9 protein-coding genes and 2 pseudogenes are annotated in these 13,737 nt (G+C 67.1%); 7 read left to right on the top strand and 4 right to left on the bottom strand.

The window, feature by feature from the left end:
• Positions 1-56: 56 nt before the first annotated feature.
• Positions 57-1,122 (top strand): annotated as a pseudogene (groEL, locus tag ACQKDV_RS13870) (chaperonin GroEL); the annotation flags it as partial.
• A gap of 175 nt (positions 1,123-1,297) precedes the next feature.
• On the opposite strand, the gene ACQKDV_RS13865 reads toward groEL, so the two are convergent.
• A complete protein-coding gene (locus ACQKDV_RS13865; protein ID WP_427784396.1) occupies positions 1,298-1,564 on the bottom strand; it encodes a hypothetical protein in 267 nt (88 codons plus the stop codon).
• 127 nt (positions 1,565-1,691) lie between these two features.
• Here ACQKDV_RS13865 and ACQKDV_RS13860 point away from each other — a divergent pair, with 127 nt between their 5' ends.
• The 6 genes and pseudogenes from ACQKDV_RS13860 (at position 1,692) to ACQKDV_RS13835 (ending at position 5,899) form a co-directional block, all read left to right on the top strand.
• Entirely contained in the window at positions 1,692-2,303 is a 612-nt protein-coding gene (locus tag ACQKDV_RS13860) for a DUF6445 family protein (protein ID WP_427784395.1), read from the top strand.
• 108 nt (positions 2,304-2,411) lie between these two features.
• Positions 2,412-2,912, top strand: a complete 501-nt coding sequence (locus ACQKDV_RS13855; protein ID WP_427784398.1) for a MarR family winged helix-turn-helix transcriptional regulator — start codon at positions 2,412-2,414, stop codon at positions 2,910-2,912.
• A pseudogene (locus ACQKDV_RS13850) lies at positions 2,909-3,681 on the top strand (DNA alkylation repair protein). Before ACQKDV_RS13855 ends, ACQKDV_RS13850 begins: the two are co-directional and overlap by 4 nt.
• 54 nt (positions 3,682-3,735) lie before the next feature.
• Positions 3,736-4,080 carry a DUF6616 family protein gene (locus ACQKDV_RS13845; RefSeq protein WP_427784394.1) on the top strand — a complete coding sequence of 115 codons (345 nt, stop codon included), beginning with the start codon at positions 3,736-3,738 and terminating at the stop codon, positions 4,078-4,080.
• Between the two features lie 226 nt (positions 4,081-4,306).
• Positions 4,307-4,567, top strand: coding sequence for a hypothetical protein (locus tag ACQKDV_RS13840; protein WP_427784392.1), 261 nt, complete (start codon positions 4,307-4,309; stop codon positions 4,565-4,567).
• Between the two features lie 258 nt (positions 4,568-4,825).
• Entirely contained in the window at positions 4,826-5,899 is a 1,074-nt protein-coding gene (locus tag ACQKDV_RS13835) for a 3-deoxy-7-phosphoheptulonate synthase (RefSeq protein WP_427784391.1), read from the top strand.
• Between the two features lie 225 nt (positions 5,900-6,124).
• Here ACQKDV_RS13835 and ACQKDV_RS13830 read toward each other — a convergent pair whose 3' ends face one another.
• The 3 genes from ACQKDV_RS13830 to ACQKDV_RS13820 are packed head-to-tail and all read right to left on the bottom strand — an operon-like array spanning position 6,125 to position 13,451.
• Positions 6,125-9,184, bottom strand: a complete 3,060-nt coding sequence (locus ACQKDV_RS13830; protein WP_427784389.1) for an efflux RND transporter permease subunit — start codon at positions 9,182-9,184, stop codon at positions 6,125-6,127.
• Positions 9,181-12,279, bottom strand: a complete 3,099-nt coding sequence (locus ACQKDV_RS13825; protein ID WP_427784387.1) for a multidrug efflux RND transporter permease subunit — start codon at positions 12,277-12,279, stop codon at positions 9,181-9,183. The genes ACQKDV_RS13830 and ACQKDV_RS13825 overlap by 4 nt, the downstream gene beginning before the upstream one ends.
• The gene (locus ACQKDV_RS13820) at positions 12,276-13,451 is read right to left on the bottom strand and encodes an MdtA/MuxA family multidrug efflux RND transporter periplasmic adaptor subunit (RefSeq protein ID WP_427784385.1); all 1,176 of its coding nucleotides are present in this window, start codon (positions 13,449-13,451) and stop codon (positions 12,276-12,278) included. Before ACQKDV_RS13820 ends, ACQKDV_RS13825 begins: the two co-directional genes overlap by 4 nt.
• Positions 13,452-13,737: the final 286 nt, after the last annotated feature.

Below are 13,737 nucleotides of genomic sequence, written 5' to 3'. Positions count from 1 at the left end.
ACCGGCTTCGAAGATCAGCCGCAGCATGAAGCCGATGGACACGCCGATGGCCAGTCGACCGCGGCTACCTGTCCCCGTACTTCATCAACAACCAGCAGTCGCAGACCGCTGACCTGGATGACCCGTTCATCCTGCTGCACGACAAGAAGATCTCCAACGTCCGTGATCTGCTGCCGGTGCTGGAAGGCGTCGCCAAGGCCGGCAAGCCGCTGCTGATCGTTGCCGAGGAAGTCGAGGGCGAAGCGCTGGCGACCCTGGTGGTCAACACCATCCGTGGCATCGTCAAGGTCGTGGCCGTCAAGGCCCCGGGCTTCGGCGACCGTCGCAAGGCGATGCTGGAAGACATGGCCGTGCTGACCGGCGGCACCGTGATCTCCGAAGAAGTCGGTCTGTCGCTGGAAAAGGCCACGATCAAGGACCTGGGCCGCGCCAAGAAGGTGCAGGTTTCCAAGGAAAACACCACCATCATCGACGGCGTGGGCGACAAGGCCAACGTTGATGCACGCGTGGGCCAGATCAAGACCCAGATCCAGGACACCTCTTCCGATTACGATCGCGAGAAGCTGCAGGAACGCGTGGCCAAGCTGGCCGGCGGCGTTGCCGTGATCAAGGTTGGCGCCTCGACCGAAATCGAAATGAAGGAAAAGAAGGATCGCGTCGACGACGCCCTGCACGCGACCCGTGCAGCCGTTGAAGAAGGCGTGGTCCCGGGCGGCGGCGTGGCCCTGGTCCGTGCGGTCACCGCACTGGCTGGCCTGAAGGGTGCCAACGAAGACCAGAACCACGGCATCCAGATCGCCCTGCGCGCGATGGAAGCGCCGCTGCGCGAGATCGTCGCCAACGCCGGTGAAGAGCCGTCGGTCATCATCAACAAGGTCAAGGAAGGCACCGGCAGCTTCGGCTACAACGCCGGCCACCGGCGAGTTCGGCGACATGCTGCAGTTCGGCATCCTGGACCCGACCAAGGTGACCCGTTCGGCGCTGCAGAACGCTGCCTCGATTGCTGGTCTGATGATCACCACCGAAGCCATGGTTGCCGAAGCTCCGAAGAAGGACGAGCCGGCCATGGGCGGCGCCGGTGGCATGGGCGGCATGGGTGGCATGGGCGGCATGGACTTCTAAGTCCCCGCGTTACCGATGCAATGAAGAACCCCGCCGAAAGGCGGGGTTTTTTGTGGGTGCATCCCGTGCAATGCGTGGATGAACCGCGCGACACATCCCACGCGATACGTGAATGAAACCACGCGATGCATCCCACAGTAGATCCACGCCATGCGTGGATGAACCGCGCGCGCAATCAACCGCGCAACGCGCGCCGTTCCAGCCAGACCTGCGCAATGAACAAGGTCGGCACGCCGCCATACAACAGCCCCTTCACCCAGGGCAGGCCCGACGAGTAGGCAATCAACGCACCGGCCACCATCCCGACCATACCGATGGCCACGGCCCTGCGCTGCCGCTGCAGCTTCTGCGCCTCGGCCTGCTGGCGCGCGGCGATCTCGGCGCGTCGCTCATCCGGGTGCATCACGGCGGTGGCAACGGCATCAGCTTGCGAAGGGGTCATGCTGGGGTCCAGAAAAGCGAGTGTCCGGCTTTTATACTGCGCCCGGCGGCAAAGCGGCGTAAACCCAGGTCGCATCCATGCTGCACAAAGCCTTGCCGCCGCAACGCGCCGGTACTAGCCTCCTGCGATGCCTACTTCGTTCCTCGTCGTCGACGACTTTCTTTCCCCGGCTGATGCCCACGGCCTGCGCCGCGCCGGCCTGGGCCTGGACTATCCCGCGCAGGATGGCGCATTCCCGGGCCGCAATTCGTTGCAGCGGCTGGAGATGCAGGGCCTTGCAGATGCCGCCTCCAGACTGTTGAACGAGCCGCTGCGGCCGGTGCAGCCGCTGCAGTCACACGGCAAGTTCCGACTCACCCTGGCCAATGACGAGGGTCGCGCCCGCGTGCATACCGATCATTCGCACTGGTCGGGCATTCTCTACCTCAGTGCGCCCGAGCACTGCCAGGGGGGCACCGAATTCTTCCGCCACCGCCGCACCCGTACCGATCGGATGGCGCTCAATCCCACCGAACTGGCCGCGCTGGGCTATGCCGATGGCGCAGCCATGCACCGCGACATCATCGAGCGTGACAGCAACGATGAAAGCGCCTGGGAGCCGACCATGACCATCCCCATGCGCTTCAATCGGCTGGTGCTGCTGCGCCCCTGGTTCTGGCACACCGCTGGCCGCGCCTTCGGTGACTGCGCCGGGAATGGCCGGCTGGTTTACCTGATGTTCTTTGAAAGCGCGGCTTGAGCATCAACCCGTAGATCCACGCCATGCGTGGATGGATCTCCGTGCTCCGCTTGCAACATCCATCCATGCCTGGATATGATTAGCCGCCTAATCATATCGATGAATGAAGTGCTGGAAGCCAAACACACCGCCCTCATCGGTGAAGCCACCCGCCGCGGCCACGCCAACCTGGCCCAGTTGCGCCTGTGCTTCCAATTGCTGTCCCTGTCCAGCGCCATCGACCGCGACTGCGCCATCCGCCTGGCACCGCACGGTCTCAGCGAAGGCCGCTTCATCGTGCTGTTCCTGCTGCAGGGCGCCGGCGGCACATTGCCCCCGCACGAACTGGCCGACCGCGCAGGCGTCACCCGCGCCACCATCAGCGGTCTGCTGGACGGGTTGCAGCGCGAGGGCCTGCTGCAACGCAAGGCCGATGTCGAAGACGGTCGCCGCCTGCAGGTCGTGCTGACCGCGCGCGGCAAACGCCTGGCCGAAGATCTGTTCAACCAGCACACACAGTGGATCGGCGGGCTGTTCAACGGCCTGGATGCCAGCGAGCAGGTACAGCTCTCCCGGCTGTTGACCAAGGTCTGGCAGCACACCGACAGTGGCTGCGGGGCGCCGTCATGAGTGCCGTCATCAGCGCCACGCGGAAGCGTGAACTGGATACCGGCAAGGCGGCCAGCACGCATCTGGCCGAGTGCCTTGCCGTCGATTTCGCAACACTGCTGCAGACCGTAGCGGCGCCGCCGCAGGACGTATTGCAGCGCATGCGCGAAGCCGCCAGCAAGGGCATCACACAGCGCATGGCCCTGGCTGCAACACTACTGCGCGAAACAGGGCAGAGCGATGCCACGCGTTGGCTGTCCCACCCCTCAGACACGGTACGCGGTTGGGCCTGCTACCTCATCGGCAGTGATGCCACATTGGCAATGCCCTACAAGCTGCACCTCTGCGGCCCCTGGCCGATGACCCGCACTTCGGCGTGCGCGAATGGGCGTGGCTGGCTGTGCGCGCCGATGTCGTCGCGGCGCCCTTGCAGGCACTGCAGTTGCTGTTGCCGTGGACCGATGCAGACTCGCCCCACCTGCGCCGCTTCGCCTGCGAAGCCCTGCGCCCACGCGGCGTCTGGGCCACGCACATCGCAGTCTTCAAGCAACAACCCCAGCATGCCCTGCCGCTGCTGGAGGCCCTTGCCAACGACCCTGAACGCTACGTGCAGGATTCCGTGGGCAACTGGCTCAACGATGCCAGCAAGACCCAGCCGGAGTGGGTGCGCGATCTCTGCACGCGCTGGCAGCGCCACCACAGCAGCGCAGCAAACGCCTACATCCGGAAGCGCGCCCAGCGCTCTCTCACCGCGCCGGGAAATGCACGGCGGACGCGCATCTCCGGGTAGCGCCGGGCCATGCCCGGCGGACGCTCCAACCCTATCACCCCAAGGAAGGCCCCAATGCCGCACATCCTCATCGAGCACTACACCTCCACCCCTGCCTGGGCCGCACTGCCGCCCGAACAGCGAGAAGGCTTCTTCGCGCGCATCGGCGCCGGCATGCAGCAGTTCGACGCAGAGCGCATCACGCCGTTGGCCATGGGCCGCATTGCGCACGATGTCCCCCATGGCAGCGGCGAGCAGTTCTACGCCGTCTGGAAGTGCGCCAGTCGCGCCGACGCCGATGCGCTGGTGTCCAGCATCAGCGCCACCGGCTGGCACGACTACTTCACCACCACGAACACGCTGGGCGGAATGGATGCGATGCCGCAGCACCTGCACGATCTGGCCACGCTGCAGCCCTGACGTTACCTGGTAGATGCACGCCATGCGTGGAGGAGGTGCTCCACGCAGACAGGCAGCACCAGGCAACGCAGGTTCGGTAGCGTCGAGTGTCCGCGTCCTGCGTTACGGTCTGCCGGCAAGCCTCCGCCGCAGTTGCTGGCTGGATCGCAGCGACTGGCACGTGCGCCTGTCACCGATTCCGGGTAAACATGACCCTTGCCCATGTCCACCCGCAGGGAAGTCGATCATGCAGAGCAAGCTCCAGGTCACGCTGTACGGAACCCTTGGCGACAGCCCGGCACTGCAGTTGCCGGGGCTGGAAGGGCCGTCGGTGGCCATACTGGAATCGACTCTGCGGCAGCTCGTCTCCGATCTCTACACGGCGCGCTCCCTGCTCAACCCCGAGCAGCTGGACGAGGCCCGGAAGGAACTGGACCGCGTGGTGGAGCGCTGGGTGGACATCCATGAAGGCCTGTTGCTGGATGTGGAAGTGCACGGCAAGCGCTGAGGCGCGCCCCGCCTGAACCGCCCCCGCAGTTGCCGATGAAACATTTTGCACGGCGCAGAAGCTGTGCTATCAATACACCCCATGACCGCAGCCCACGCCAACTTTTATTGGTATTACTTTCCGAAGCCCCCGGCGGAGGAAGGACTGCGCTCACCCTGAAGAAACCTTCAGACGCATTCCCGAAAGCCGCCAGCGAACCTGGCGGCTTTTTTCATGTCGCCACGCTGCGGACCCCCACATTCCGTAGAGACCAGTCCCATGCCCCCGCACACCGACGACCTTCGCATCCGTACCATCGAACCGCTGACACCGCCAGCACAGCTGCTGGCGATGCTGCCGTGTGACGATGAAGCCTCCGACACCGTCAGCGCTTCGCGCGCGGCCCTGCACGAGATCCTGCATGGCCGTGACGACCGCCTGGCCGTGGTGGTGGGCCCGTGCTCGATCCACGACCCGCACGCCGCCATCGAATACGCCCAGCGCCTGAAGCCCCTGCGCGATGCGTTGGCCGGCGAACTGGAAATCGTCATGCGCGTGTACTTCGAAAAGCCGCGTACCACGGTGGGCTGGAAGGGGCTGATCAACGATCCGGACCTGGATGGCAGCTTCAAGATCGACAAGGGCCTGCGCATCGCACGCGGCCTGCTGCGTGACATCAACAAGCTCGGCCTGCCGGCCGGTGTCGAATTCCTCGATGTGATCTCGCCGCAGTACATCGCCGATCTGGTCGCCTGGGGCGCCATCGGTGCGCGTACCACCGAAAGCCAGGTGCACCGCGAGCTGGCATCGGGCCTGTCGTGCCCGGTGGGCTTCAAGAACGGCACCGATGGCAACGTCAGGATTGCCGCCGATGCGGTGGGTGCTGCATCGAACCCGCACCACTTCCTGTCGGTCACCAAGCAGGGTGGCACAGCCATTGTATCGACCGCTGGCAATCCGGATTGCCACGTTATCCTGCGTGGCGGCAAGCAGCCGAACTACGATGCAGCCAGCGTCGCCGACGCGTGCCAGGCGCTGGCCAAGGCCACGTTGCCGACGCGCCTGATGATCGATGCCAGCCACGCCAACAGCCTGAAGAACCCGGACAACCAGCCGAAGGTGATCGAGGATATCGCCACCCAGCTGGAAGATGGCGAACAGCGCATCGTCGGGGTGATGGTGGAAAGCCATCTGGTGGGCGGCCGCCAGGAAAGGGTGGAAGGCCAGCCGCTGGTCTACGGCCAGAGCATCACCGATGGCTGCATTGATTGGGACACTACCGTACAGGTGCTGGAGCGCCTGGCCGCTGCCGTGCGCGCCCGCCGTGAGGTAAAGGTGTCCGAAGCCGCTTGAATGCGGCACGTGTGTGGATGGCGGCCAGCGCCTGCGGGGGTGCGGCCGCGATCAGGGTCGGTCGGAGTTGGAGACCGGCCCGTCCGCACCGGCGATGCGCCTGGCGCTGCGCAAGTGTGACAGCGCCAGGTACATCGCCGGGGTGGTGATGCCGGTTTTTGTAGCGTCGAGCGGTGCTCGACTGACGCAGTAGATCCACGCCATGCGTGGATGAGCCGCTCGCATTCACTGCTTCGCCCGCACCCTCGCCAGCGCCAGATACATCGCCGGGGTCGTGTACAGGGTCAGCCACTGGCTCACCAGCAGCCCGCCGACAATCGCGATGCCCAGCGGCTGCCGCAGTTCCCAGCCCTCGCCATTGGCCAGCATCAGCGGCAAGGTACCCAGCAGCGCCGCCAGCGAGGTCATCAGGATCGGACGCAGGCGAAGCCTCGCTGCCTCCATCACTGCATCCTGCGCGCTCAGTCCACGCCGCTCGCCGGCCTGGGCGAAATCCACCAGCAGGATGGTGTTCTTCATCACCACGCCCACCAGCAGGAACAACCCCAGCAGGGCGATCAGGTTCAGCTCGTTGCCGAACACCCACAGCGCCAGCAGCGCACCGATGCCGGCCGAGGGCAGGGTGGACAGGATCACCAGCGGCTGCAGGAAGCTTTCGTACAGGATGCCCAGCACCAGATAGACCGCCAGGGTGGCGCCCAGCACCAGCCATAGCTGGCGCGAACGCAACTGATCCAGGCCGCCGGCCTCGCCGGACAGCTTGGCCTGCACCGTGCGCGGCAGCATCAGCTTGGCCATCGCGGTATTGATGGCCTGCGTGGCCTGTTCCAGGCCCACACCGGGGGCCAGCGCGAACTCGATCCAGATCGAGGCGAACTGTTCGCTGTGGTAGATGCGGTCCGGCGCCATGCCGTAGCGCCAGCTGGCGATGGTCGACAGCGGAATGCGCTGGCCATTGCCATCGACTACCTGCAGGCGTGCCAGCGTGCCCGGGTCCTGGGTGTGCTTCGGGTCCAGCTCCATCACCACCCGGTACTGGTTGAGGCTGTCGTACAGGGTTGCAACCTGGCGCTGGCTGAAGGAGTTGTTGAGCATGTTGGCCACGGTGCGCAGGTCCACGCCATGGCGCGCGGCGGCCTCGCGGTCGATGTCCAGCACCACCTGGCGCATGCCGGCCTCGCCCTGCGCTTCCACGTCCACCAGCTCGGGCAGGGTGCGCAGCGCGGCGGCGACCTTGGGCGCCCACTCGCGCAGCGGCGCCATGTCGGCCGACAGCAGCTGGAACTCGTACTGGCCGCTGCTGCCGGCACCTTCCAGGCGGATGTCCTGGTCCACCCACAGGAACAGGTTGCCGCCGGGCAGCGTGGGCAGGCGTGCGCGCAGGCGGTCGATCACCTGCTGGCTGGACACCCTGCGCTCGGACAGCGGTTTCATCTTGATCATGATGAAGGCGTTGTTGACGCCGTTGCTGCCTCCGATATAGCCGATGATGTCTTCGATGGCCGGGTCGGACAGCAGCAGCTTGCGGTAGGCGTCGATCTTGGGCTGCATGGCCTGGAACGAGAGACCATCGTCGCCACGCGCGAAGCCGCGCAGCTGTGCGGTGTCCTGCTTGGGCACCACACCCTTGGGCACCTGCTGGAACAGCCACGCATTGAGCGCGATGACCGCCACAAACGCCAGCAGCGGCCAGCGCAGCCGGCCCAGACTGGCCTGCAGCGTACGCAGATAGGCTTCGCGTACGCGCTCGAACAGCGCGTTGCTGCCACGCTGCCAGCGCGAGGGCGGCTGCGCATCATCCACGAACAGGCGCGCGCACAGCATCGGCACCAGGCTGAGCGCAACGATCACCGACACGCCCATCGCCGCCACCAGGGTCAGCGAGAACTCGCGGAACAGGCGCTCGACGAAATCATCAAGGAACAGGATGGAGACGAACACCACCGCCAGCGCCACGTTCATCGACAGCAGCGTGGCACCGACCTCGCTCGCGCCGCGCACGGCGGCCTGCCAGCGGTCGGCGCCCAGTTCGCGGTGGCGGGCGATGTTTTCCAGCACCACGATGGCATCGTCCACCACCAGCACAGCGGCGACGATCAGGGCCATCAGCGATAGCGTGTTGAGCGAGAAACCCATCAACGCCACCAGCGCCAGCGTGCCGAACAGCACCACCGGGATGGCCACGCTGGGCACCAGCGCGGCGCGCCAGTGGCCGAGGAAGGCAAGCACCACCAGCACCACCAGGGCGATGGCCAGCACCAGGGTCAGTTCGGCTTCATGCAGGGTGGCGCGGATGACCGGCGAGCGGTCCATCACCAGGCGCATGTCCACGCTGGGCGGCAGCAGCGCGTGCAGCTGCGGCAGCTGCGCCTGGATGGCATCGACGGTGGCGATGATGTTCGCGCCGGGCTGGCGGCTGACGATCAGCAGCACCGCTGGGCGTTCGTTGTGGAAGCCGCTGGCGTAGCGGTCTTCCACGCCATCGGCCACGGCGGCCACATCGCCCAGGCGCAGGGTGCGGTCGTCGCTGACCTTCAACGCCAGTTCGCGGTACTGCGCGGCCTGGCGCAGCTGCAGCGGCGCTTCCAGTTGCCACTGCTGGCGCTCATCGCCTACCGCACCCAGCGGGCGCACCGCGTTGGCGCGGGCGATGGCCTGGGCCACGTCTTCCAGTGCCAGCCCGGCGTGGGTGAGCGCATTCGGGTCCAGCGACACGCGCACGGCGGGAAGTGCACTGCCGCCCACCTGCACTTCGCCCACGCCCGGCACCTGGGAGAGCTTCTGCGCCAGCACGGTGGACGCCAGGTCGTACAGCTGGCCCGGCGGCAGCGTGTCCGAGGTAAGCGCCAGCGCCAGGATCGGCGCCTGCGAGGGATTCACCTTGCGATACTGCGGCATGCCCGGCATGCCACTGGGCAGTTGCCCGCGTGCCAGGTTGATGGCGGCCTGCACTTCGCGCGCAGCTTCGTCGATGTCGCGGCCGAGTACGAACTTCAGCTCCACCGAGGTCTGGCCCTGGGTGCTGGCCGAATCGATGCGCGAGATGCCGGGCAGGCTGCCGAGGGCGCGTTCCAGCGGCGTGGCCACGGTGGCGGCCATCGACTCGGGCGAGGCGCCGGGCAGGCTGGCACTCACCTCGATGGCCGGGTAGTCCACCTGCGGCAGTGGCGCCACCGGCAGCAGGCGTAGCGCCAACAACCCGGCCAGTACCAGCGCCACGGCCAGCAGGATCGTCGCCACCGGTCGCTGCACGCAGGCCTGGGCCAGGCGTGTGATCGGGCTCACGCGCGCGCCTCGTTGGGCGTGGTGATCACGGACGTGCGTCGGCGCTGCAGGCGGTCGAAAGCCAGGTAGATCACCGGCGTGGTGAACAGGGTCAGCACCTGGCTGACCAGCAGGCCACCGACCATCACCCAGCCCAGCGGCTGCCGCAGTTCCGCACCCGAGCCGCTGGCCAGCATCAGCGGCACCGCGCCGAACAGCGCAGCCAGCGTGGTCATCAGGATCGGCCGGAAGCGCAGCAGCGCCGCTTGGTGGATCGCCTCGCGCGGGGCCATGCCACGCGTGCGCTGCGCGTCCAGCGCGAAGTCGATCATCATGATCGCGTTCTTCTTCACCAGGCCGATCAGCAGCACGATGCCGATCACTGCAATCAGGTCCAGGCTGCGCCCGCTCACCCACAGCGCGGCCAGCGCACCCACCGTGGCCGAGGGCAGGGTGGAGAGGATGGTGATCGGGTGCACGAAGCTTTCATAGAGCACGCCCAGCACGATGTACATCACCACCACCGCGGCCAGGATCAGCCACAGCGTGGACGACAGCGAACTGCTGAACGCCGCCGCCGCGCCCTGCAGGCGCAGTTCGATGCTGTCGGGCAGGGCGATCTGCGTACGCGCCGCTTCGACGGCGGCGGTGGCTTCGCCCAGCGACGCGCCCGGTGCCAGGTTGAACGACAGCGTCGCTGCCGGGAACTGGCCGACATGGTTGCGCAGCAGGGCGGCCGGCCCCAGTTCCACCCGCGCCACCGCGCCCAGCGGCACGGTCTGCCCGTCGCTGTTGCGCACGCGCAGGCCGCTGATGGCATCGGGCCCGGGCTGGCGCGACGGATCGGCTTCCAGCACCACGCGGTACTGGCTGGCCTGGGTGAAGATGGTGGAGATCTGTCGTTGCCCGTAGGCGTCGTACAGCGCATCGGCCACGGCTTCCACGCTCACGTTCAGGCGCGCCGCCGCATCGCGGTCGATGTTCACCCGCGCCTGCCGGCCCTGCATCTGCAGGTCGCTGGCCACATCGCGCAGCGCCGGCTGCTGGCGCAGGGCCTGCAGCAGCTTCGGCGTCCAGGCTTCCAGCATCCGCTGTTCCGGCGTGGTCAGGGTGAACTGGTACTGGTTGCGGCTGATGCGGTCTTCGATGCCCAGCTCCTGCACCGGCTGCAGGTACAGGGTGATGCCGGGAATCTTCGACACGCGCTGCTGCAGCCGTTCCATCACCACAGCCGCGCCATCGCGGTCGCCATGCGCCTTCAGTTCGATCAGCAGGCGCCCGGTGTTGAGCGTGGCGTTGTTGCCGTCCACGCCGATGTAGGACGATACGCTGGCCACGGCCGGGTCGGCTTCGATGGCCGCTGCCAGTGCCTGCTGGCGCTCGCGCATGGCCTGGAAGGAGATCGCCTGCGGTGCTTCGCTGATGCCCTGCACCAGGCCGGCATCCTGCACCGGGAAAAAGCCCTTGGGCACGGCGAAGTACAGTGCCACGGTCAGCGCCAGCGTGGCGACGGTGGCCAGCAGCATCAAGGGCTGGCGCTGCAGTACCCACTGCAGCTGGCGGTCGTAGACGGCGATGATGCGGTCGAAGACATCCTTGTTCGGGGTCGGAGCCCTGGCGGGATCCGACCCCTTCGCATGCGGCTTCAGGAAGCGCGCACACAGCATCGGCGTCAATGTCAGCGACACCAGCAGCGAAATGCCGATCGCCACCGCCAGCGTCACCGCGAACTCATGGAACAGCGCACCGACCAGATCGGCCATGAACAGCAGCGGGATCAGCACCGCGATCAGCGAGACGGTCAGCGAGACCAGGGTGAAGCCGATCTCGGCCGCGCCCTTCAGTGCTGCCTCGCGCGGGCTTTCGCCTTCTTCCAGGTGGCGGGCGATGTTTTCCAGCATCACGATGGCATCGTCCACTACGAAACCGGTGGCGATGGTCAGCGCCATCAGCGTGAGGTTGTTGAGCGAATAGCCGGCCAGCAGCATCACCGCGAAGGTGCCGATGAGCGACAGCGGTACCGCGACGCTGGGAATGAGCGTGGCCGGCAGGTTGCGCAGGAACACCCAGGTGACCAGCACCACCAGGCCGATGGCCAGCACCAGTTCCTTCTGCACCCCGCGCACGGACGCGCGGATCGATTCTGTGCGGTCACTCAGCACGTTCATCTGCACGCCGGCCGGCAGCGTTGCCTGCAGCTGCGGCAGCAGCGTCCGCACCTGTTCGACCACGGCGATCACGTTCGCGCCGGGCTGGCGCTGGATGTTCACCAGCACCGCCGGCATGGTACCGCTCCAGGCGGCGAGCTGCCGGTTTTCGGCACCATCGGTGATGGTGGCCACATCGCCCAGCCGCAATGGGGCGCCCTCGCGCCAGGCCAGCACCAGCGCGCGGTACTCCTCCACGCTGCGCATCTGGTCGTTGGCATCGAGCATCACCGCGCGGATCGGGCCGTCGAAACTGCCCTTGGGCAGATTGACGTTGGCCGCGGCGATCGCGGTGCGGATATGGTCCATGCCCAGACCGTTGGCCGCCAGCGCGGCAGGGTTTACCTGGATACGAACGGCGGGGCGCTGGCCACCGGCCAGGCTGACCAGGCCGACCCCGGGCAACTGCGCCAGGCGCTGCGCGATGCGCGTGTCCACCAGGTCGTGCACCTGCGGCAGCGCAAGCGCCTGCGAAGTCACCGCCAGGGTGAGGATGGGCGTGTCAGCCGGGTTGACCTTCCGGTAGACCGGCGGTACCGGCAGATCGTCGGGCAGGAAGCTGCCGGCGGCGTTGATCGCCGCCTGCACGTCCTGTTCGGCCACGCCCAGTGCCACCTCCAGCCCGAACTGCAGGGTGATGACCGAGGCACCGCCGGAACTGGTGGAGGACAGCTGCTTCAGGCCAGGAATCTGCCCAAGCTGGCGTTCCAGTGGTGCAGTGATCGTGCGTGTGGTCAGTTCCGGGCTGGCGCCCGGGTACAGCGTGGTGATCTGGATGATCGGGTAATCTACCTGCGGCAGCGCCGCTACCGGCAACAGCCGATAGGCCAGCACGCCGGACAGCAGCAGCGCCACCATCAGCAGCGTGGTGGCTACCGGGCGCAGGATGAACGGACGCGACAGGTTCATGCGCCAGCCTTGGCCGCCTTCGCTGCAGCACCGGGTTCGGCGATGATCTCCACCATGGTGCCGTCTTCCAGCCCGTCGATGCCTTCGATCACCACCTGGTCGCCGGCCTGCAGGCCGGAGCGTACGGCCACGCGGCCCTCATCGGCCGGCCCCAGCACCACGGTGCGGCGCTGTGCCTTGTTGTTCTTGTCCACGATGTGCACGTAGTTGCCCTGGCTGCCGAACTGCACGGCGGCATCGGGAATCAGCAGCGCCGGGTGTTCGCCCAGCTGCAGGCGCACGTTGACGAACTGGTTGGGAAACAAGGCAAGGCCAGCGTTGTCGAACTGCGCGCGCAGTTTCAGCGTGCCGGTGGCGGTGTCGATGCGGTTGTCGACGCTGGACAGGGTGCCCTGCGCCAGCGCCTTGCTCTCACCGCGGTCCCACGCTTCCACGGCCAGGCTGGCCTGGGCCTGCACGGCGTCGAGCAGGGCCGGCAGTTCTGGTTCGGGCACGGTGAACAGCACGCTGATCGGTGCGGTCTGCGCCAGGGTCACCAGGCCTTCGGTATCGCTGGCCAGCACCAGGTTGCCGACATCCAGCCGGCGCAGGCCGACGCGACCGCTGACCGGCGCGGTGATGCGGGTGTACTGCAGCTGCAGGCGCGCTTCATCCACCGAGGCCTGGTCGCTGATGCGGCGGCCCTGCAGCTGCCGCACCTTGCTCTGCTGGTCGCTCAGTTCCTGCCCGGACACGTAGTTCTGCTTCTGCAGTTCGCGGTACCGCTGCAGCTGGCGCTCGGCGTTTTCCAGTTCGGCCAGGTTCTGCTGCTGGGTGCCCTGGGCCTGCGCCAGCTTCACTTCATAGGGGCGCGGGTCGATCTGCGCGAGCAGGTCGCCGGCCTTCACCTGCTGTCCTTCCTGGAAGTGCAGGCGCAGCAGTTCGCCATCCACGCGGCTGCGTACTACCACGCTGTGCAGCGGAGTGACGGTGCCCACCGCCTTCAGGCGCAGCTGCAGCGGTTCGGCGCTGGCACGGGCCACACGTACCGGCACCGTCTTGCCCGGGCCTTCGGCCACGGTCGCTTCGGCGCGCGGCCACGCCCACCATGCGATACCGGCCGCAAGGGCGATGGCGGCCACGACCAGCAGCGGGCGGGCACGACGGAAGCGGGAAGTTTCGGCGACAGACATGGGGCATCCTGCGCCCTGCGCGCGCAGGGACGTGCGGGCCCATCGGCGCGTTGTCAGCACCACGGGCAGCGGGGGAGGGGAGTGTCTGGCGGGGCCGCGGGCGCGGCGTGGCTGGATGCCGTCGCGCGTGCGACGGGGCGTCAATGGTAGCCAATCAGCCCGGTGATTGCCGCATGACCAAGGTCATGCCCGACTGCTCCTGTAGAGTCGAGCCATGCTCGACTGCTTCTGCCGGGCCCGGCCCGCGCCCGCTGGTGGGCGGCCACGGCAACAACGTGCTGGCCTT

Source organism: Stenotrophomonas sp. NPDC077659 (assembly GCF_050268705.1).
In the GTDB taxonomy this organism is placed as follows: Bacteria; Pseudomonadota; Gammaproteobacteria; order Xanthomonadales; family Xanthomonadaceae; genus Stenotrophomonas.
The sequence above is the reverse complement of the archived record's forward strand: the minus strand, read 5'-3'. Positions and strand labels throughout refer to the sequence as shown.